A 19,726-nucleotide genomic window follows, 5' to 3' on the forward strand; every position below is an offset into this window, starting at 1 on the left:
TAACGGTGGAAAGGAATATCCGGTCATGACAACCACCGCAACCGATCTCAAGGTCGACGTCTGGCCCGGACTGACCCCCCGGCTGCTGCGCATCGGTGCCGCCCCCGAAGAACTCCCGGAGTACGTGGACGCCGGCGGCTACCGGCCCGCCGACGATCCCGGCGCGCTGCTCGACGCGGTGTCCGGCTCGGGTCTGCTCGGACGCGGCGGGGCGGCGTTCCCGCTGGCCGTCAAACTGTCCGCGGTACGCGCCGCCGCCCAGGCCGGCCGCCAGACCGTGGTGATCGCCAACGGTGAGGAGGGTGAGCCGGCATCGGTGAAAGACCGCTGGCTGCTGCGTAACCGGCCGCACCTGGTGCTCGACGGTCTGTGGCTGGCCGCCCGGGTCGTCGGCGCCCGACGGGGATACGTCTACGTCTCCGACCCGCATGCCGCGACCGCGGTGGAAGCGGCGCTGGCCACCGCCGGCGAGCACCTGGGGCCGCTGCAGGTGAGCGTGGTGACCGTCGACCCGGCCTACATCGCCGGCGAGGAATCGGCCGCGGTGCGGGTCATCAACGGTGGCCCCGCCAAGCCGACCGACAAGCCACCGCGGGTGTTCGAGGAAGGTGTCGACGGTTTGCCGACACTGGTGAGCAACGTCGAGACGTTGGCCCATCTGCCGTTCATCCTGCGCCACGGTCCGGCCGAGTTCCGGCGCTACGGTACCGAGGCCTCCCCCGGTACCTTTCTGGCCACCGTGACCGGGGCCGGGCGTCCACCCGCACTCTACGAACTGCCGCACGGCAGCAAGACCGCGGATCTGCTTGTCCTGCACGGGGTCGATCCCGCGGCTGTGAACGGTGCGTTGATGGGCGGGTACTTCGCGGGCCTGCTGAACAGGTCCATCGTCGACGCCACCCTGGACCACGAGTCGATGCGCTCGCTGGGCAGCGGCCTGGGTTGCGGGGCGGTCGCGGTGCTCACCGAGGACTGCCCGGTCGCCGTCGCGGCCTCCGTGCTGGGGTATTTCGATCGCGAGAACGCCGGGCAGTGCGGGTCCTGCTTCAACGGGACGGCCGCCATGGCGGCCGTCGCGGAGGCGCTGCGCGACGGTGGGGCCGGCACCGACGACGTGGCCCGGTTGCGCCGCTGGTCGGTGGTGCTGCGCGGCCGGGGTGCCTGCGCGACGCTCGACGGTGCGGCCAATGTGGCGGCCAGCCTGCTCGACCAGTTCCCCGCACTGGTGGAAAGCCACCTCGACGGCGGCTGCGCCGGGTGTGGTGGCTTCACGGCCCTGCGTCCCTTCGAAGTTGAGGCGGTGTCATGAGAATCAAACTCGACAGGACCCTGTGCGACGGGTTCGGGATCTGCGCCAAACACGCGCCCGAGTACTTCTCGCTCGACGATTGGGGATACGCCTGCCTGAAGGGCAACGGTGAAGTGCCCGAACAGGATCGCGACGCGGTGATGCGTGCTCTACTGGACTGCCCGGTGCACGCCATCATCGAGATCCCGACACCGGGCAGTGCCGCCCCGGCAGCCGATCCCGCGGCCACCACAGCAAGGAGCTGATTTGTCCGCCATCCCAGGCCGACCCCTTCCCCAACTCACGCCGCAGAACGAGTTCTTCTGGACCTCGGGCGCCGACGGGAAATTACGGATCCAGGAGTGCCAGGCCTGCCAGGCCCTGATCCACCCGCCCGCACCGATCTGCCGGTACTGCCGCAGCCACGATCTGGGCGTGCGGGAGGTGTCCGGAAAGGCGACACTGTCCGGCTTCACCGTCAACCACCGGTTCGGCTTCCCGGATCTGCCTCCGCCGTACGTGATCGCCGAGGTGGCCATCCTGGAGGATCCGCGGGTCCGGCTGACCACCAACATCGTGGACTGCGACCCCGACGACCTGGAGATCGGCCGGCCCGTCGAGGTGAGTTTCCTGCACCTCGACGATGTCTGGCTGCCGGTGTTCAGCCCGGCCACCGATCCGGATGCCCCGACCGCGCTGCCCGAAGACGAGATCCCGCCAACGGATTTCGGCAAGTACGTCCGGCCGATGCTGACCACCGAGAAGTTCGAGGACGCGGCGGCCATCACCGGGATCGGCGCCTCGCGCATGGGCCGCCGGTTGATGGTGCCGCCACTGTCCCTGACCATCGAGGCCTGCGAGGCCGCCGTCGCCGACGCCGGTCTGACCTTCGACGACATCGACGGGCTGTCGACCTATCCGGGCCTGGACGTCGCCGGCATGGGCGAAGGTGGCGTCAGCGCGCTGGAAGGCGCACTTGGGCTGCGCCCCACCTGGATCAACGGTGGCATGGACACCTTCGGTCCCGGCGGGTCCGTCATCGCGGCGGTGATGGCCGTGGCCACCGGGATGGCGCGCCACGTGCTGTGCTTCCGGACGCTGTGGGAGGCGACCTTCCAGCAGTTGATGAAGGAAGGCAAGATGTCCCCGCCCGGGGGCGCCCGCACCAGTAACTGGCAGCATCCCTTCGGCGGGATTTCGGCGGCACACACGTTGGCGCAGAACGCCTCTCGGCACTTCCACCGGTACGGCACGACCCGCGAGACGCTGGGCTGGATCGCGTTGAACCAGCGCGCCAACGCCGCATTGAATCCGACGGCGATCTACCGGGATCCGCTCACCATGGAGGACTATCTGTCCGCCCGGATGATCACCACCCCGTTCGGGCTCTACGACTGTGATGTGCCGTGTGACGGCGCGGTCGCCGTCGTGGTCTCGGCCGTCGACGCCGCCGAGGACCTGCCCAACAAGCCGGTCCGGTTCGAGGCGTTCGGCACCCAGATCATCGAGCGCCTCGACTGGGACCAGACCACCCTCACGCACGAGCCGCAGGTGCTCGGCCAGTCCGCTCACATGTGGTCGCGCACCTCGCTGCGCCCCGATGATGTCGACGTGGCCGAGTTGTACGACGGCTTCAGCTTCAACTGCCTGTCCTGGCTGGAGGGCCTGGGCTTCTGCGGTATCGGCGAGGCCAAGGACTTTCTCGACGGCGGCAAGGCCATCGCCCGCGACGGGGTCATCCCGTTGAACACCCACGGCGGCCAGCTCTCCCACGGCCGAACGCACGGCATGGGGCTGATCCACGAGGCGGTCAGTCAGCTGCGCGGTGACGCCGGTGAACGCCAGGTCACCGATGCCAAGGTCGCGGTGGTCAGCAGCGGCGGCCTGACCCCCAGCGGTGTGCTGCTGCTGCGGACCGATGACTAGCAGGGGCCCACGATGAGCACGACGGTTCGCCCCCGGGTGGTGATGGTCGGCGCGGTGCCGATATCCGCGTTGGTCGCGGCGGTCCCGGAGCCGCGCGCGGTGATCGTCGCGGTGCACGGCGGGGCGACCTCATCGGTGTACTTCGACTGCCCGGGCCGCCCGGACCTGTCGTTGCTGCGTACCGGCGCGGCACAGGGTTTCACCGTGATAGCCCTGGACCGGCCCGGGTACGGCGCCTCGGCGCTCTACCAGGACACCATGGACGAGCCGGCCGCCCGGGTGGCACTCGCCCTCGGCGCGGTGGACAAGATCCTCGGCGACGGGCCGCGCGGCGCCGGGTTGTTCTTCTTCGCGCACTCGCTGGGATGCGAACTGGCGGTGCGGATGACCGTCGCGACGACACCCGCCGACGTGCTGGGCCTGGAGTTGGCCGGGACCGGTGTGCGCTACGCGCCGGGCGTGAAGGAGATGCTGAGCTCGGCCGGCCTGACCACCCGCCCGGCCGGCCTGCGCGAGTTGCTGTGGGAACCGACCGAGCTGTATCCGCCCGAGGTGCTCACCGGTGCGCTGAACGCGCCGGGTGTCGCCTATGAGGGCCGGGTGAGTGCGCACTGGCCGCGACGGAACTTCCCTGCGCTGGCCGAGCAGGTGCGAGTTCCCGTGCAGTACAGCCACGCCGAGCACGAGCGGGTATGGGAGACCTCCCCGGCCGCGCTGGCCGATATCGCGGCACTGTTCACCGCGGCACCACGGGTGCAGATCACCGAGCGGCCGGACAGCGGCCACAACCTCAGCGTCGGACTGTCGGCGGCGGCCTATCACGCGCAGGTGTTGTCGTTCATCGAGGAATGTATCGCCGCCGGATCCGGTGGTGTGAAGGAAGCGGAGGCCGGTTGATGCGGGTTGGATTCATCGGATTGGGCAGTCAGGGCGGGCCGATGGCACGCCGGATCGTCGAGGGCGGTTTCGATCTGACGCTGTGGGCCCGCCGGGCGGCGTCGTTGGAGCCCTATGCCGACACCGCGGCCAAGGTCGCCGCCAGCCCCGCCGAACTCGGTGCCGCCAGCGATCTGGTGTGCCTGTGCGTCGTCGGCGACGACGACGTGCGCGAGGTGATCTCCGGCGAGAACGGCGTGCTGGCCGGCATGTCCTCCGGTTCCACCATCGCCATCCACAGCACCATCCACCCCGACACCTGCCGCGAGATCGCCGAACTTGCTGCGTCCAAGGGTGTTTCGGTAATCGACGCACCGGTCAGCGGCGGCGGCCCGGCCGTCGAGGCGGGCACCCTGCTGGTGATGCTCGGCGGCGACGAGGCCGATGTGGAGCGGGCCCGCCCGGTCTTCGCAACCTACGCGGATCCGATCGTGCACCTGGGGCCACTCGGCAGCGGTCAGGTCGCCAAGATCCTGAACAACCTGTTGTTCACCGCCAACCTCGGTGCCGCGATGAGTGCGCTGGAACTCGGTGAATCCCTGGGGGTGCCGCGGGACCGGCTGTGTGAGGTGATCAACCGGGGTTCGGCCAACAGCAAGGCGCTGGGCAGCATCGCGGCCTTCGGCGGGACCCTGGACAACCTGGCGCCGATCGCCGGTGCGTTGCTGCAGAAGGACTGCCGGCACGCGGCGGCGCTGGCCGAGGACGCGTCGGCCGCCGAAGGCGCGGTCTTCGACGCCGCCGATGCCGCCCTGGGATTGATGGATCACCCGAGGTGACCCGGGTCGGCTTCCTGGGTGCCGGCCGGATGGGCGCACCGATGGTGTCCCGTCTGGTGCAGGCCGGCCACGACGTCCGGGTGCTGGGACGCTCCGCAGACAAGCGCGCCGAACTGGCCGGACTCGGCGCCACCCCGGTCGCCGATGCCGCGGCGGCGGTCGACGGGGCCGAGATCGTGGTGGTCTGCCTGTTCACCGACGAACAGGTACGCGAGGTCCTCGGCGCCGATCTGCTCGCCGCGGTGCCGGCCGGCGCGGCCGTGGTGGTGCACACCACCGGCAGCCCGCACACCGTCGAGCGGCTCCGCGACCTGGCCCCGCATCTCGACATCCTCGATGCACCGGTCAGCGGCGGCCCGCACGATATCGCCGCCGGTCAGATCACCCTGTTCGTCGGCGGCCCCGAGGAGGCGGTGACACGGGCCCGGCCGGTGCTGGCCGCCTACGGCGATCCGGTGCTGCATGTCGGGGTGCTCGGCGTCGGCCAGAAGGTCAAGCTGATCAACAACACCCTGTTCGCCGCGCAGATCGGCCTGCTGGCCGAGGCCGCGCAGTTGGCCGCCGACCTGGGCGTGGACGAGTCGGCCCTGCTGGAGGCGCTGCCGCACGGCAGTGGTGCCAGCCGCGCGCTGGGCAACGTCGCGCGCGCCGGCTCGACGGCCGCCTTCATCGCCGCCGTCGGCGAATTCATCGGTAAGGACGTCGCCGTCGTCCGGCAGACCGTCGCCGAATTGGGCACCGGCCTCGGGGCGCTCGACGCGGTGGTGGACGCGGGTCTCGGAACGGCGAGGACACGAAATTAGCCGTTTCACACCTGCACCGTCAGGACTACTGTTAGCGTTACAGTTTTATAGCTGTCCGTAACGCTGCGGGTGCCCAGGGCGCCCTCGAGGAGGACCGAGTATGACCACGGCGGAACTCGTTTTCGATCCGTTCTCCGACGAGTACTTCGAGAACCCGTTCGAGATCTACCGGCGGATGCGCAATGAAGCGCCGCTGTACTACTGCCCCAAGCGTGACTTCTACGCCCTGACCCGGCATGAGGACGTCGCCGCCGCACTGAAGGATCATGAGGCGTTCTCCTCGTCGCGGGGTTGCGATCTGGCGATGGTGCAGAGCGACACCCCGCCGCAGAAGTCCATCATCTTCATGGACCCGCCCGATCACCGGCACATGCGCAGCCTGCTGAACAAGGCATTCACCCCGCGCGCGGTACAGGCCCAGCGCGACACCATCGTCGAACAGATCGACCACTACCTCGGTCAGATCGACTCGGACGACTTCGACGTCGTGCAGGACTTCTCCGGCCCGTTCCCGGTCGAGGTCATCACCCGGATGGCCGGTGTGGAGCCCGAGTACCGCCAGCAGGTGCGGCACTGGATCGACACCAGTCTGTCCCGCGAACCCGGTCAGGTCGGCACCTCCGAGGCCGGGGTGAAGGCCAATATCGACACCGCCATGTACTACTACGCCCTGGTGCAGAAGCGCCGGGAGAACCCCACCGACGACATGATCAGCCGGCTCATCGCCGCCGAGATCCCCCGCGAGGACGGCCGGCTGGACAAGCTCGACGACATCGAGATCACCGGCTTCGCCACCCTGCTCGGCGGCGCCGGCGCGGAGACGGTCACCAAGCTGATCGGCACCGCCATGGTGCTGTTCGCCCGCAATCCCGAGCAGTGGCAGAAACTGCTCGAGGACCGCGAGTTGGTCCCGGCCGCCGTCGAGGAACTGCTGCGCTACGAGGGCCCGGTGCAGTACAACGTGCGGTACACCGTCAAGGAGGCGCATGTACCCAGCGGTGTCATCCCGGCCGGCAAGCCGGTGTTCCTGCTGATGGCCTCGGCCAACCGCGACGAGCGGGCGTTCACCGATACCGACAAGTTCGACATCGAACGCGACCGCACCGAGGCGCAGAACCTGGGCCTGGGCTATGGCATCCACAGCTGCCTGGGGGCGGCGCTGGCCCGGATGGAAAGTGTCATCGCGCTGGAGAAGCTGCTCGACTTCATGCCCCGCTACGAAGTGAAATGGGATGGGCTGCAACGCGTCCACATGCAGAACGTGGCCGGATACTCGCACGTCCCGGTGCGCAGGCTGGCGTCATGAGCGACGTCTGCGGAGCGAACCATCGATGGACGTTGGGCGACCGAGCCTGCGAGGTCACCGCATGAGCACGGGTCTCGGCAAGATCGTCGTCGACTTCGGCCTGTGTGAGAGCAACGGTGTCTGCATGGGCATCATCGCCGAGGTCTTCGACCTCGACGAGCAGGACTACCTGCACGTGCTCACCGACGAGGTGACACCGGATAACGAACAGCAGGTCCGCGAAGCGGTCCGGCAGTGTCCCCGGCAGGCGATCTCGATCGAGACCTAGTCAGATGCGATTCCTGTTCGTACACGGCGGATTTCATGCCGCCTGGTGCTGGGATAAGACCATCGCCGCGGTGAGCGAGCTCGGACACGTCGGTATCGCCGTCGATCTGCCCGGACATGGCGCCCTGGTGGATCAGGAGTCCACCCTGGCCAACCGCCGCGATGCGATTCTGGCGGTGCTGCAACCCGGCGACGTCCTGGTCGGCCACTCCGGTGGCGGCTTCGATGCGACGCTGGCCGCCGATGCCGCACCGGATCTGGTGCGCCACATCGTGTATTTGGCGGCCGCATTGCCGCGGGAGGGGCGCACCTACCCGGAGGCCATGGCCATGCGCGATGATGCGGATCCGGCCAACGGTTTCGACGCCGACGTCGGTGAGATGCTGGGCTACCTGAGTTTCGACGAGGACGGCGCCATGACGTTCGCCGACTTCGACGGTGCGTGGAAGTACTTCTACCACGACTGCGACGAGCAGACCGCGCGCTGGGCGTTCGACCGGCTCGGCCCGGAACGGTTCGGGGACACCACGGTGACCCCGGTGTCGGTGCCGCGGTTCTGGGAGGCCGATCTGCCGCGCAGTTTCATCGTGTGCGAACAGGACAGGTCGATGCCGCGTTGGCTCGCCGATACTGTCGCCCGCCGACTCGGGGTGGCGCAGCTGACCATCGACAGTTCGCATTCCCCGTTCCTCAGCCGCCCCCGCGAACTCGCCGAGTTGTTGGTGCACGCGACGACCACCGAGCCGATCGGCCCGCTGGTCCCCTACTGACGGGTCGAAACGCACGAAATGGTCGCTCCCGGTGTCGGATAGCGACCATTTCGTGCATTTCGCGCAAAGAGCGGGAGATCAGAAGCCGGAGAGGATGACTCCGTTGCAGTCGGCAGCGGCCTGGCGCAGCTTCACGGCCTCCTGGTAGGCGTCGGAGTAGTACCACTCCTTGGCCGCGTCGACCGACTCGAACTCCAGCAGCACGGTCTGGGTGCCGTGCCACTCCCCTTCCAGCGTCTCCACGGCCGGCCCGAAGCCCAGCACGGTGGCGCCGGTCATGGCCTTGCTGGCCAGCTTGCCGTACTCGGCCATGCCGGCCGGGTCCTTGATGTCCTCGGTGATGATCACATAACCCTTGGCCACAGTTTCGAGTCTCCTTGTCGGTGAGGCGGATTGATCAGACTTCGTGGATCGCATTCTCGGGACAACAATCGATGGCCTCCTGAACGGCGGCCTCGTGCTCGGTGGGCACGTCCCCGGGGGCAGCCACCGCCCATCCGTCGTCGGACAGGTCGAACACCTCCGGACACAACGTCAGGCACATGCCGTGACCGGCGCACCGGTCCTCGTCGACGACGACCTTCATTTCACATCGAACTCCAGGTGCAGGTGGGTGAGCCCACGCAGGATGAACGTCGGGATGTAGTTGTAGTCGCGATTGCCCGCCGGTCCGTGGTGCTCCTCGGAGATGCGGATATCGGTGGTGCGGTCGAGCAGTCGCTCCAGGCCGACGCGGGTCTCGGCACGGGCCAGCGGTGCACCCGGGCAGCTGTGGATCCCGCGGCCGAAGGCCAGGTGCTGACGCGCGTTCTTGCGGGCCGGATCGAACTCGTCGGGATTCTCGAAACGGCGCGGGTCCCGGTTGGCCGCACCGTTGACCACCATGACGGTGCGACCGGACGGCAACTCCTTGTCCCCCACCGTGACCGGCGTACGGGAGAGCCGGAAGTCACCCTTGACCGGACTCTCGAAGCGCAGCGCCTCCTCGATGAAGTTGGGCAGCAGGCTGCGGTCCTCGCGGACCCGCTGCTGGATGTCCGGGCGGTCGCCGAGCACCTTGAGCGCGGTGCCGAGCAGCCGGACGGTGGTCTCCTGGCCGGCCGAGAAGACGTTGGTGGCCACCCGTGCCACGTCACCGGGGCTCGGTGTGGTGCCGTCGGGGAACAGTGCGGTCGCCATGCCGGTGAGCACGTCCTCGCGGGGGTTGGTGCGCCGGTCCTCGATGTAGGCCTCGAACTGGCCGTACAGGAACTCCAGCGGGCTGTGCGACAGTGCTTCATCACCGGTGCTGCCCACACCGCCGCCGGAGTTGTGCGAGATGCCGTCGACGAAGGCGTTGCGGTCCTCCGGCGGGATACCGAGCAGATCGGCGATCACCAGCAGGGTGAACGGGCTGGCGAAGCCCTTGATGAACTCGCCCTTGCCGGGGGCCAGGAACTCGTCGAGCACGTCGTCGGCCAGCTGCCACATCGCGTCCTCGTTCTCCTTGAGGCGCTTGGGCGTGATCAGCCGCATCATCAGCGAGCGGTGGTTGGTGTGCACCGGCGGATCCAGGGTGGGCAGCTGATCGCTGAACGGAAGTTCGTCGCGGTGCTTCTCGATGAGTTCGGCGACGTCGTCGCGGCCCTCCAGCGGCACCGGGAAACCGGGGAACGGACCGGTGACCGAGGTGCACGAGGAGAAGGTCTCCTCGTCGTTGTAGACCGAGACGGCTTCCTCCCAGCCCGTCACCATGGTCACGTTGTAGTGGTCCTCGGGCTGCACCGGGCACTGGTCCCGCAGGGCGTTGAAGTACGGATACGGATCCGCAACCAGCCGGGGGTCCTTGAACCAGTCGATGCCGGCGGGATCGATCGCCATATGTGTCACTCCGTTCCTGGCCGGTCTCAGACCGATGAGAATACGACTCTCACTGTTGAGTATCACATTTCCATAGCGCCGCTTCGCCGTCAACGAGGGCAAATGCCTAATCGCTGTGCTCAACATGCCACAACAGGAAACGGGATTCTCGCGGTGTTGAGCAATCGCTCAACACCGCCTGGTCGAGAGCCTATTCTCCGCTCAGGTGCCGCAGCGGCACGGAACAGGACACGCCATGACATCCGACATCGCGACGCCCGAGACATCCGCCGACGAGTCCGACCTGGCCCGCCCGTGGGCGCCACACCGCCGCAAGGCCTATATCGCCCTCACCGCGATCGCCGGATTCGCGTTCACCACGGCGGTCATCGGGGTCGGCACCGGCCTGCTGCCGCCCACCTTCACCGTCGACGTCATCGCCAACCTGGCATTCGGGCTGCCGGTGATCGTGCTGCCACTGGTCTATTTCTGGACCGGCCGGGGCGAGCAACGCTCGCGTATGCAACGCGCGTCGGAGCTGACGATGATCTATCTGCCCTACACCGCGGGCAGCCAACTCGGCTACGAGACCATCTTCCTCATCGGCCATCCGATGAACTGGTGGACGCCGACCGCCGACCCGGGCTGGAAGTGGCTGTGGTGGCAGTACGGCCTGGCCGACACCCGCTACACCAGTGGCAACGCCTGGATCTTCGGCCTGGAGCTGGTCGGCGTCATCACCGGCACGCTGTTGTTCATCGTGTGGATCCGCTTGATGCGCACCGATTTACCGATCGAGTCCCGGATCAAGTGCCTCTGGGTGGCCTTCACCGGCTGCGCGATGCTGATCAGCAGCACCGGCGTGTACTTCCTGTCGGAGGTGCGCGCCGGGTTCGGCGATATCGGCCAGGGCGCATTCGGGCTCTGGTTCAAGTTCATCGCCGAGAACGTGCCCTTCATGATCCTGCCGTTCTTCGCCCTGATCGCGATGTACCGCCAGATCGACCATCTCACCCGACGCGCGGGCCCCGCCGCATAACCCTCAACCCCGGCCCTGGCGCCACGCCGCCACGATCACGCAGCACCCCACCGCACCGGCGAACACGCCCAGGATCAGATGCCGCGGACCGCCGCCGGCGGTGTAGGCCCACAACTGCAGTCCACCGGCCACCAGGGCCAGCAGCCCGAAGGCCAGTCCCGCCACCCGTAACGCCATCCGACCAGTCTGCCAGCAGCCTTAGTTAGACACTGGTCAGCTTCGCCGAACCGCGGTACGTTGCGCAGGTGCCCGCATCACCGCGCAACGCAGAAGCTGACCATGGTCAGCGCCGGGCGACCTTCCAGCGCTCCAACTCGCGCGCGACCAAGCGCATGCTGGTACAGGCCGCGATGGCGCTGTGGCGCACCAACGGCTACGCCAACACCACGGTCGCCGAGATCTGCCGCGGCGCCGGCGTCTCCAAGGCGCTGTTCTACTTCTACTTCCCCCGCAAGGAGGACGTGCTCTTCGAGGTGGGCGTGATGTCCACCCGGTCCGCGCAGCGCACCATCGCCACCATGCTGGACGGCGACTACGACATCGGGACCGTCATCGGCGCGGCACTGACCGACCTGGAACGGTCGATGGCCCGCAATCCGCGCGAGCTGGTCATCGAGACCATCCTCGAGGGATACCGGCACGAGCACCGGTTACTGGCAAGCGGTGAGCCCCGTCCCGATCTGGACGGCGGCATGTTCACCGCGCTGTTCGAGCGCGCGGTGGCCGACGGAAAGCTGCCCGCCGGCACCGACGCCGGCCACCTGGCCTATCTGGCGATGATGATGGTCAGCGAGGGCGCCAGGCATTGGGCCGCAGGCGCTTTCGGCACCCGTTCTTTCGCCGACGTCGTCGGCACCGATATCGCCACCCTGATCGCAGGGACCACCGGACAAAGGAGACCGTGATGGCATGGGATTTCGAGACCGACCCGGAGTTCCAGGAACTCCTGGACTGGGCGGACGCCTTCGTCCGTGATGAGGTCGAGCCGCTGGACCTGATCTGGCCACACCTTCAGTTCACCCCGCTCGACGATGCCCGCCGCCGCGTCGTGGACCCGCTCAAGGAGCAGGTACGGCGAAAGGGGTTGTGGGCCACCCATCTCGGACCCGATCTCGGCGGCCAGGGCTACGGGCAGCTCAAGCTGGCGCTGCTCAACGAGATCCTCGGCCGATCCCAGTGGGCGCCGATCGTCTTCGGTTGCCAGGCACCCGACACCGGCAACGCCGAGATCATCGCGCACTACGGCACGGACGAGCAGAAGGAACGCTATCTGCGACCGCTGCTCGACGGCGAGGTGTTCTCCTGCTACTCGATGACCGAACCGCAGGGCGGAGCCGACCCCACCCAGTTCAGGACCAGCGCCGTGCGGGATGCGGATGGGTCGAGCTGGATCATCAATGGCTACAAGTTCTTCTCCTCCAATGCCGGCACCGCCTCGTTCCTGATCGTGATGGTGGTGACCAACCCGGATGTCAGCCCCTACCAGGGGATGTCGATGTTCCTGGTGCCGACCGACACGCCCGGGGTGACCATTGTGCGCAACTCCGGGCTCTACGGTGAGGCAGACGGCGACGGGTCGCATGCGCTCATCCACTACGACAACGTCCGGGTGCCCGATTCGGCGCTGCTCGGCGGGGAGGGACAGGCCTTCGTCATCGCCCAGACCCGGTTGGGCGGCGGCCGCATCCACCACGCGATGCGCACCATCGGCCTGGCGCAGAAGGCGCTGGACATGATGTGCGAAAGAGTGCTGTCCCGGTACACCGCGGGCAGCCTGCTCGCCGACAAGCAGACGGTGCAGGGCTACATCGCCGACTCCTACGCCCAGCTCAAGCAGTTCCGGCTGATGGTGCTCTACACCGCGTGGGAGATCGACAAGTACAACGACTACAAGTTGGTGCGAAAGGACATCGCGGCGGTGAAGGTGGTCATGCCGACCGTGCTGCACGACATCGCCTGGCGCGCAATGCAGGTGCACGGCGCCCTCGGCGTCACCAACGAGATGCCGTTCCTCGGCATGGTGACCGGGGCCGCGGTGATGGGCCTGGCCGACGGACCCACCGAGGTACACAAGACCACCGTCGCCAAGCAGGTACTGCGCGGTTACACCGGCACCGACGGACTGTGGCCCACCGAGTGGCTGCCCGGCAAGCGGGACGCCGCGCGGGCCCGGTTCGCCGAGTACCTGGAGATGGAGGCGGGCAACCTGTGAGCGACAACCCACCGGTGATCGACGTTGCCCGCCTTGCCGATTGGATGGATGATGCCGGCCTTCCCGGCAAGGGTGCGCCGTTGCAGGCCCGCTTCCTGTCCGGTGGCACCCAGAACGTCATCTACGAACTCACCCGCGACGACCAGCGCTGCGTCATCCGGATGCCACCGCGGGGAGCACCCGCGGATCGCGACAAGGGCATCCTGCGTGAGTGGCGCATCATCGAGGCACTCGACGGCACCGACGTGCCGCACACCAAGGCCATCGGGGTGTGTGACGATGCCGGCGTGCTGGGGCGGCCCTTCTATCTGATGGGTTTCGTCGACGGCTGGTCCCCGATGGATCAGCACGGCATCTGGCCGGAGCCCTTCAACAGCGATCCCGATACCCGACCGGGCCTGAGCTATCAACTGGCCGAAGGTATCGCGCTGCTGTCCAAGGTCGACTGGAAGGCGAAGGGACTGCACGACCTGGGGCGCCCGGACGGGTTCCACGAGCGTCAGGTGGACCGCTGGATCGGGTTCTTCGAGCGCATCAAGAAGCGCGAGTTGCCCGGGCTGGAGACGGCGACGGCATGGCTCAAGGCGCACAAGCCGCTGGACTTCATCCCCGGCCTGATGCACGGCGACTACCAGTTCGCCAATGTCATGTACAAACACGGCGCGCCGGCGCAGCTGGCCGCGCTGGTCGACTGGGAGATGGGCACCGTCGGTGACCCCAAGCTGGATCTGGGCTGGATGGTCCAGAGCTGGCCGGCCGACGAAAACGACACCGCCGCGATGAATTACGTCGACATGCGCGGCGCGCCGTCGCGTGACCAGGTGGTCGCGCACTACGCCGAGGTTTCCGGCCGCCAGGTCGACGACCTGGACTACTACCTGGTGCTGGCCAAATGGAAGTTGGCGATCGTGCTGGAGCAGGGATTCCAGCGCGCCGGCGATGACGAGAAGCTGCTGGCCTTCGGGCCGGTCGTCACCGACCTGATGCACTCGGCCGCCGAACTGGCCGAGTCCACCGACTACCGGTGAGAGCCGCGGTCTGCCCGGCCCACGGGCCACCCGAGGTGGTCCGTGTCGAGGACCTCCCCGCCCCCGCCCTTGCCGACGGGCAGGTGCGCGTGCGGGTCACCGCCGCCGCGGTGAACTTCCCGGATGTGCTGCTGGTCGCCGGCCGGTACCAGGTCACGGTGCCGCCGCCGTTCGTCCCCGGCAGCGAGTTCGCCGGCGTGATCACCGAGACCTCCGGTGACACCGGGGATTTCGCCGTCGGCACCCTAGTGACCGGTACCGGGATGTTCGGTGCCTTCGCCGAGCAGGTGTGCACCCCGACCGCGACCCTGACGCCGGTCCCCGACGGCGTCGATGCGCACACCGCGGCGGCGTCCGGGGTGGCATTCCGCACCGCCTATCACGCGCTGCGGTCGGTGGCCCGGATACAACCCGGCGATGAGGTGATCGTGCTCGGCGCCGGCGGCGGGGTCGGGCTGGCCGCGGTCGCGCTGGCCACCGCGCTGGGCGCCCGGGTGACCGCCGTCGCGTCTTCGGCGGCCAAACTCGACGCGGCCGCCCGGCACGGCGCGGCGGAGGTGATCGATCACCGCCGTACCGATGTGCGCACAGCGCTCAAGCAGGCGCTGCCCGCCGGCGCGGCGGCCGTCCTCGATCCGGTCGGCGGTGATCTGTCCGAACCGGCGTTGCGCGCGCTGCACCGCGGTGGCCGGTTCGTCACCATCGGGTTCGCGTCCGGGACCATCCCCCAGATCCCGTTGAATCTGGTTCTCGTCAAGGGTGTTCAGATCGTGGGGTTCCAGTTCCAGGACATCGACGCACAGGAGTTCACCCGCAACGAAGCCGAGCTTGCGGACCTGCTGAGCTCCGGTGCGGTGGCCCCGCATATCGGGGCGAGGTTCCCGCTGACGGAAACCGCCGCGGCGTTGCGCCATGTCGCCGACGGACGTGCGATCGGCAAAGTGATCATCGACATCGGAGGACAGTGATGCGTATCGGCCTGATGGTGGGCTCGGATCGGGAGCGTGCCCGCGCCGACCGGTTGACCGGGTTGCTCTCCGACGCGGTCGCCGCGGAGTCGGCCGGATTCAGCTCGTTCTGGTTCCCTCAGGTCCCCGGATACCTCGACGCCCTGACCGCGATGGCCCTGATCGGCGCGCGCACCTCGCGCATCGAACTCGGCACGGCGGTGGTGCCGATCCAGACCCGCCATCCGATGATCCTGGCCCAGCAGGCCCTGACCACCCAGTCCGCGTGCGGGGGCCGGTTCACCCTCGGCATCGGGCCATCGCATGACTGGATCATCAAGGGCCAGTTGGGGTTGTCCTACGACCGGCCGGCCGCGCTGGTGCGCGACCACCTCGACGTGCTGCTCGCGGCGTTTGCCGGACCGGGAACGGTGGACGTCGACAACGATGCCTTCGCGGTGCACAGCCCGGTGGACGTCACCGATGCGACGGTGCCGGTGCTGCTCGCCGCGCTCGGTCCGACGATGTTGCGGATCGCGGGCGAACGCGCCGAGGGCACCATCCTGTGGATGGCCGACCAACGGGCGATCGGCGAGCACATTGCTCCCCGGATCAACAACGCCGCGGAAGCGGCCGGACGCGCCCGTCCCCGGGTCGTTGCCGGCGTACCGGTCGCCGTGTGCGCGCCCGGGGAGGTGGACGACGCTCGTTCCCACGCGAGCGAGGTGCTCGGGCATGCGCATCTGTCGCCCAACTATGTGCGACTGCTCGAGCACGGCGACGCCGAGGATGTCGGCGACACCATGGCCGCCGGTGACGAGGCCGCGGTGCTGACCTGTCTGCGGGGTTACCGCGACGCGGGCGTCACCGACCTGGCCGCCAGGATCGTCCCGATCGGTGCCGATGCTGCCGCACGGCAAGCCTCCCGCCGGCGTACTGCGGACTTCCTGGCCACCCTCGGCGACCTCGGCGACCTCTAGATCACGAAATCAGCTGGCGGGAACCAGATCTGCGGCCACCGACGGACAGGACATCACGCCACAGCGGAAGGCCTCGGTGCGGTCGACCGGTCCCGAGGTCCCGGCCGCGGCCAACGCCTGGGCCTTGAATGCCCGCGCTGCGGCACTGAGCTCGTGCTGCACCAGATCGACGGTGCTGTCCAGTTCCTCGGGCCAGCTGTCACCCCACAGCGTCACCTCGGTGAGCCCCTGGTCCAGAGCACCGAGGACACCTTCCCGGACCCGTTCGTCGCTGACGAAGAGGTCCGCGGCGACCGCCACCGTCTGCGGGTGCGGCCGTTCCTCCCACAGTCGCATCACCGTCTCCAGGTCCGCGGTGTCCACGCCGAGGATCTGCAGCGGCCGGATGTCGTCATCACCGGTGATCATCACCGTGACATCCCAGCCGGCCATCACCCGGTCGACGAGCCAGCCACCGGCATTGCGCACCACTTCGGCCACGCTGGGCGCGACCACGTCGAGTCGGTACCGCATGTCTAGCTCCTCCCGGTCGCTGCGAAGTCGCGCCTCAGCGACTCCGTGTATCCCTTGAACACTGCGGCGAGCGGAAGTGAAGGATCGAGTAGCCATGCGGTCTCCATTCCATTGACGAAGGCGAGAATCTCCACGGCCTTGGTGGCCGGGTCGAGGTCTGAGCGGTAGCGGCCGTCGGCCTGGCCCCGCCGGATGCCGTCGGCGACGATGTCCACGGCCGCCTGCTGGCGGGCCACCAGGCGGTCGTGCAGTGGCGCGTCGGGCTGGATGTTCTCCACCAGCAGCACGGTGAAGGTGCCGACCAGTTGCGGCGCGCGGTCGAAGCGCTCGGCCACCCGGCCGATGTTGGCGATCAGATCGCCCCCGCGGTCGGCGTGGGTGTCGTCGTCGAAGTCGCGGGCATCCAGGACCGCATGCAGCAGCGCTTCCTTGGATTCGAAGTGATGCAGCAACCCTGCGGCGCTGACACCGGCCTCTCTGGCGATCTGCGCCAGCGAGGTGTTCCGCCAACCGTTCCGGGCCAGCAGACTCTCCGCGGCAGCCAGTATCCGCTGCTTGCGATCCTCACCCTTGGCGAGCAGCGACTCGTAGGGGCGCGCCCCTGACGTCGCAGATATCGCTGTCACCGAACTCCCTGTCGCAGCCGATCAACCAACCAACTGAACACACAGTAGGTTGGTTGAGGGGCTTGTGACAAGGGTCTCACTTAACAAATTTATTGACAGGTGTCACGCTGCTGGTCAGGCGCTCAGCAGCGCCTCAGCGAAGGCTATAGGCCGAGCGATTTCGCGATGATCACCTTCATGACTTCACTGGTTCCGGCGTAGATCCGGGCCACCCGGGCGTCGGTGTAGAGCCGGGCGATCGGGTACTCCATCATGTAGCCGTACCCGCCGAAGAGCTGCAGGCAGCGGTCGATCACCCGGGCCTGCATCTCGGTGCAGAACAGCTTCACCCGGGCGGCGTCCGGCGCCGAGAGCTCCCCGTCCACGTGCAGGCTGACGGCACGGTCCAGCATTGCCTGGGCCGCCTCCACCTCCGTCGAACAGGCCGCGAGTTCGAACTTGGTGTTCTGGAACGACGCGACCGGCGTCCCGAATGCCTTGCGGTCCTTGGTGTAATCGATGGCCGCGGCGATCGCCGAGCGGGCCTGCGCCACCGAGCCGACCGCCACGGTGAGCCGCTCCTGAGCCAGGTTGTGGCCGAGGTAGCTGAACGCCTCCCCCACCTCACCGAGCACGTTGGTCGCCGGCACCCGCACGTCGACGAACGACAGCTCTGCGGTGTCCTGCACCTTGCAGCCCATCTTCTCCAGCTCGCGGCCGCGGGTGAATCCGGGCATCCCGTCCTCGACGACCAGCAGGGTCAGGCCCTTGCGCCGGTTGTCGGGATCGGTGGAGGTGCGGGCCACCACGACGACGAGGTCGGCCTGCATACCGCCGGTGATGAATGTCTTGGCGCCGTTGACGATCCAGTGGGGGCCCTCAGAATCAACACCGCGAACCGCGGTGGTGCGCATGCCGGCCAGATCGGATCCGGTGCCGGGCTCGGTCATCGCCACCGCGGTGAGCAGAGTGCCGTCGGCGAGCCCGGGGAACCAGCGCTTGCGCTGCTCCTCATTCGCGTAGTGCAGGAAGTACGGCAGGATCACCTCGAGCTGGGTGCGCACCGTGGACAGCGTCACCAGCGCCCGGGCCGCCTCCTCCTGCAGCACCACGTTGTAGCGGTAGTCCGGCGCCCCGCCGCCGCCGTACTCCTCGGGGATGGCCATGCCCAGCATGCCGAGGGAGCCCATCTTCTCGAAGACCGCCCGCGGCATCCGGCCGCCCTTCTCCCACTCGGGATAGGCGGGCACCACTTCCTTCTCCACGAAGTCCCGCGCGAGTTCGCGGAACGCCTCATGGTCTTCGGTGAACAGATTGCGTTGCACTTCGCAGCCTTCCGACTAGGAGACGAGCTCGACCAGCGTGGCGTTGGCGGTTCCGCCACCCTCGCACATGGTCTGCAGGCCGTAACGAATGTTGTTGTCGCGCATGTGATGGATCATCCGGGTCATCAACACCGCACCCGAGGCGCCGAGCGGGTGGCCCAGCGCGATGGCACCGCCCAGCGGATTGAGCTTCGCCTCGTCGACGCCGGTCTCGGCCAGCCAGGCCAGCGGCACCGGGGCGAAGGCCTCGTTGACCTCGAAGACGCCGACCTCGTCGATCGTGACGCCGGACTTGTGCAGCACCTTCTCGGTGGCCGGGATGGGGCCGGTCAGCATCAGCACCGGGTCGGCCCCGGTCACCGCGCCGGCCCGGTAGCGCACCAGCGGGGTGAGGCCCAGGTTCAGCGCCTGGTCCGCGGTCATCACCAGCAGCGCGGCCGCGCCGTCCGAGATCTGCGATGAGTTGCCGGCGTGGATGACGCCGTCGTCGGTGAAGGCCGGCTTGAGTCCGGCCAGTTTCTCGACGGTGGTGCCGCGGCGGATGCCCTCGTCATTGGTGATCACGTCGGAATCGGTGAACACCGGCACGATCTGGTCGATGAACGCGCCGGCGTCCTGCGCGGCGGCGGCGCGCTCATGCGACTGCGCCGAGTACTCGTCGCAGCGGGTCCGCGACAGGTCCCACTTCTGGCAGATCAGTTCCGCCGAGATGCCCTGGTTGAAGGAGAAATCGTCATAGCGGGCAAAGACCTTCGGCCCATAGGGCTGGCCGGTCGCCCGCGCGGAACCCAGCGGAACGCGGCTCATCACCTCGACGCCACCGGCGACCACCACATCCTGCTGACCGGACATGACGGCCTGCACCGCGAAGTCCAGCGCCTGCTGGCTGGATCCGCAGGCCCGGTTCACCGTGGTCCCGGGGATGCTCTCCGGCCAGCCCGCCGCCAGCACCGCGTAGCGTCCGATGTTGCTGGACTGATCGCCGACCTGGGAGACACAGCCCCACACCACATCGTCGATGAGGGACGGATCGACTCCGGATCGCTCGACGAGTTCGTTGAGCACCAGCGCCGACAGGTCGGCGGCGTGCTGATCGGACAGCCCGCCGTTGCGCTTGCCCACCGGGGTGCGCACGGCTGAGACGATGACGGTTTCGCGCATGA

23 protein-coding genes are annotated in these 19,726 nt (G+C 68.1%); 15 read left to right on the forward strand and 8 right to left on the reverse strand.

Features of this window, described 5'->3' with window-relative positions; translation table 11 throughout:
• Positions 1–25: 25 nt before the first annotated feature.
• The 9 genes from K0O62_RS20510 (at position 26) to K0O62_RS20550 (ending at position 8,075) form a co-directional block, all read left to right on the forward strand.
• Complete coding sequence (locus tag K0O62_RS20510; RefSeq protein ID WP_073853205.1) at positions 26–1,309, forward strand: NADH-ubiquinone oxidoreductase-F iron-sulfur binding region domain-containing protein; 1,284 nt, start codon at positions 26–28, stop codon at positions 1,307–1,309.
• A complete protein-coding gene (locus K0O62_RS20515) occupies positions 1,306–1,554 on the forward strand; it encodes a ferredoxin (RefSeq protein ID WP_073853203.1) in 249 nt (82 codons plus the stop codon). Before K0O62_RS20510 ends, K0O62_RS20515 begins: the two co-directional genes overlap by 4 nt.
• 1 nt (position 1,555) lies before the next feature.
• A complete protein-coding gene (locus K0O62_RS20520; protein WP_073853201.1) occupies positions 1,556–3,214 on the forward strand; it encodes a thiolase C-terminal domain-containing protein in 1,659 nt (552 codons plus the stop codon).
• A gap of 12 nt (positions 3,215–3,226) precedes the next feature.
• Positions 3,227–4,111: an alpha/beta hydrolase gene (locus K0O62_RS20525; RefSeq protein ID WP_073853199.1), complete on the forward strand. Its 885-nt coding sequence runs from the start codon at positions 3,227–3,229 to the stop codon at positions 4,109–4,111.
• Complete coding sequence (locus tag K0O62_RS20530) at positions 4,111–4,929, forward strand: NAD(P)-dependent oxidoreductase (RefSeq protein ID WP_073853196.1); 819 nt, start codon at positions 4,111–4,113, stop codon at positions 4,927–4,929. The genes K0O62_RS20525 and K0O62_RS20530 overlap by 1 nt, the downstream gene beginning before the upstream one ends.
• On the forward strand, positions 4,926–5,732 hold the full coding sequence (locus K0O62_RS20535) for an NAD(P)-dependent oxidoreductase (RefSeq protein WP_073853194.1): 807 nt from the start codon (positions 4,926–4,928) through the stop codon (positions 5,730–5,732). Before K0O62_RS20530 ends, K0O62_RS20535 begins: the two co-directional genes overlap by 4 nt.
• 100 nt (positions 5,733–5,832) lie before the next feature.
• On the forward strand, positions 5,833–7,038 hold the full coding sequence (locus tag K0O62_RS20540; RefSeq protein WP_073853192.1) for a cytochrome P450: 1,206 nt from the start codon (positions 5,833–5,835) through the stop codon (positions 7,036–7,038).
• Positions 7,039–7,099: 61 nt separating this feature from the next.
• Positions 7,100–7,306 (forward strand): ferredoxin, encoded by a 207-nt coding sequence (locus K0O62_RS20545; RefSeq protein ID WP_073853189.1) that lies wholly within the window; start codon positions 7,100–7,102, stop codon positions 7,304–7,306.
• 4 nt (positions 7,307–7,310) lie between these two features.
• Positions 7,311–8,075: an alpha/beta fold hydrolase gene (locus tag K0O62_RS20550; RefSeq protein ID WP_073853186.1), complete on the forward strand. Its 765-nt coding sequence runs from the start codon at positions 7,311–7,313 to the stop codon at positions 8,073–8,075.
• A 78-nt stretch (positions 8,076–8,153) separates the two neighbouring features.
• On the opposite strand, the gene K0O62_RS20555 is transcribed toward K0O62_RS20550, so the two are convergent.
• From K0O62_RS20555 to K0O62_RS20565, 3 genes are read right to left on the reverse strand one after another with little or no spacing between them, the layout of a single operon-like run.
• Positions 8,154–8,438, reverse strand: coding sequence for a DUF1330 domain-containing protein (locus K0O62_RS20555; RefSeq protein ID WP_073853184.1), 285 nt, complete (start codon positions 8,436–8,438; stop codon positions 8,154–8,156).
• A 34-nt stretch (positions 8,439–8,472) separates the two neighbouring features.
• Positions 8,473–8,661, reverse strand: a complete 189-nt coding sequence (locus K0O62_RS20560; RefSeq protein WP_073853182.1) for a ferredoxin — start codon at positions 8,659–8,661, stop codon at positions 8,473–8,475.
• Positions 8,658–9,935, reverse strand: a complete 1,278-nt coding sequence (locus tag K0O62_RS20565; RefSeq protein ID WP_073853180.1) for a cytochrome P450 — start codon at positions 9,933–9,935, stop codon at positions 8,658–8,660. Before K0O62_RS20565 ends, K0O62_RS20560 begins: the two co-directional genes overlap by 4 nt.
• Positions 9,936–10,170: 235 nt before the next feature.
• Between K0O62_RS20565 and K0O62_RS20570 the strand changes: the two genes are divergently transcribed.
• Positions 10,171–10,953 carry an emopamil-binding protein gene (locus tag K0O62_RS20570; protein WP_073853178.1) on the forward strand — a complete coding sequence of 261 codons (783 nt, stop codon included), beginning with the start codon at positions 10,171–10,173 and terminating at the stop codon, positions 10,951–10,953.
• A gap of 3 nt (positions 10,954–10,956) precedes the next feature.
• On the opposite strand, the gene K0O62_RS20575 is transcribed toward K0O62_RS20570, so the two are convergent.
• Positions 10,957–11,130, reverse strand: coding sequence for a hypothetical protein (locus K0O62_RS20575; RefSeq protein WP_097933851.1), 174 nt, complete (start codon positions 11,128–11,130; stop codon positions 10,957–10,959).
• Positions 11,131–11,198: 68 nt separating this feature from the next.
• Between K0O62_RS20575 and K0O62_RS20580 the strand changes: the two genes are divergently transcribed.
• The 5 genes from K0O62_RS20580 to K0O62_RS20600 are packed head-to-tail and all read left to right on the forward strand — an operon-like array spanning position 11,199 to position 16,120.
• Positions 11,199–11,858, forward strand: coding sequence for a TetR/AcrR family transcriptional regulator (locus tag K0O62_RS20580; RefSeq protein ID WP_073853176.1), 660 nt, complete (start codon positions 11,199–11,201; stop codon positions 11,856–11,858).
• Positions 11,858–13,165 carry an acyl-CoA dehydrogenase family protein gene (locus K0O62_RS20585; protein WP_073853174.1) on the forward strand — a complete coding sequence of 436 codons (1,308 nt, stop codon included), beginning with the start codon at positions 11,858–11,860 and terminating at the stop codon, positions 13,163–13,165. The genes K0O62_RS20580 and K0O62_RS20585 overlap by 1 nt, the downstream gene beginning before the upstream one ends.
• A 44-nt stretch (positions 13,166–13,209) precedes the next feature.
• The gene (locus tag K0O62_RS20590; RefSeq protein WP_073853172.1) at positions 13,210–14,193 is read left to right on the forward strand and encodes a phosphotransferase family protein; all 984 of its coding nucleotides are present in this window, start codon (positions 13,210–13,212) and stop codon (positions 14,191–14,193) included.
• The gene (locus tag K0O62_RS20595; protein WP_073853170.1) at positions 14,190–15,161 is read left to right on the forward strand and encodes an NADPH:quinone oxidoreductase family protein; all 972 of its coding nucleotides are present in this window, start codon (positions 14,190–14,192) and stop codon (positions 15,159–15,161) included. Before K0O62_RS20590 ends, K0O62_RS20595 begins: the two co-directional genes overlap by 4 nt.
• The gene (locus K0O62_RS20600; protein WP_073853168.1) at positions 15,161–16,120 is read left to right on the forward strand and encodes a TIGR03564 family F420-dependent LLM class oxidoreductase; all 960 of its coding nucleotides are present in this window, start codon (positions 15,161–15,163) and stop codon (positions 16,118–16,120) included. The genes K0O62_RS20595 and K0O62_RS20600 overlap by 1 nt, the downstream gene beginning before the upstream one ends.
• Positions 16,121–16,129: 9 nt before the next feature.
• Here the strand turns inward: K0O62_RS20600 and K0O62_RS20605 are convergent, their stop codons facing one another.
• The 4 genes from K0O62_RS20605 to K0O62_RS20620 form a co-directional block, all read right to left on the reverse strand.
• Complete coding sequence (locus tag K0O62_RS20605) at positions 16,130–16,633, reverse strand: hypothetical protein (protein WP_073853166.1); 504 nt, start codon at positions 16,631–16,633, stop codon at positions 16,130–16,132.
• A gap of 2 nt (positions 16,634–16,635) precedes the next feature.
• Positions 16,636–17,250 (reverse strand): TetR/AcrR family transcriptional regulator, encoded by a 615-nt coding sequence (locus K0O62_RS20610; RefSeq protein ID WP_073854285.1) that lies wholly within the window; start codon positions 17,248–17,250, stop codon positions 16,636–16,638.
• 152 nt (positions 17,251–17,402) lie between these two features.
• Positions 17,403–18,563, reverse strand: a complete 1,161-nt coding sequence (locus K0O62_RS20615; RefSeq protein WP_073853164.1) for an acyl-CoA dehydrogenase family protein — start codon at positions 18,561–18,563, stop codon at positions 17,403–17,405.
• A 15-nt stretch (positions 18,564–18,578) separates the two neighbouring features.
• The gene (locus tag K0O62_RS20620) at positions 18,579–19,724 is read right to left on the reverse strand and encodes a thiolase family protein (RefSeq protein WP_073853163.1); all 1,146 of its coding nucleotides are present in this window, start codon (positions 19,722–19,724) and stop codon (positions 18,579–18,581) included.
• Between the last annotated feature and the right edge of the window lie 2 nt (positions 19,725–19,726).

This window comes from Mycolicibacterium diernhoferi (genome assembly GCF_019456655.1).
In the GTDB taxonomy this organism is placed as follows: domain Bacteria; phylum Actinomycetota; class Actinomycetes; order Mycobacteriales; family Mycobacteriaceae; genus Mycobacterium; species Mycobacterium diernhoferi.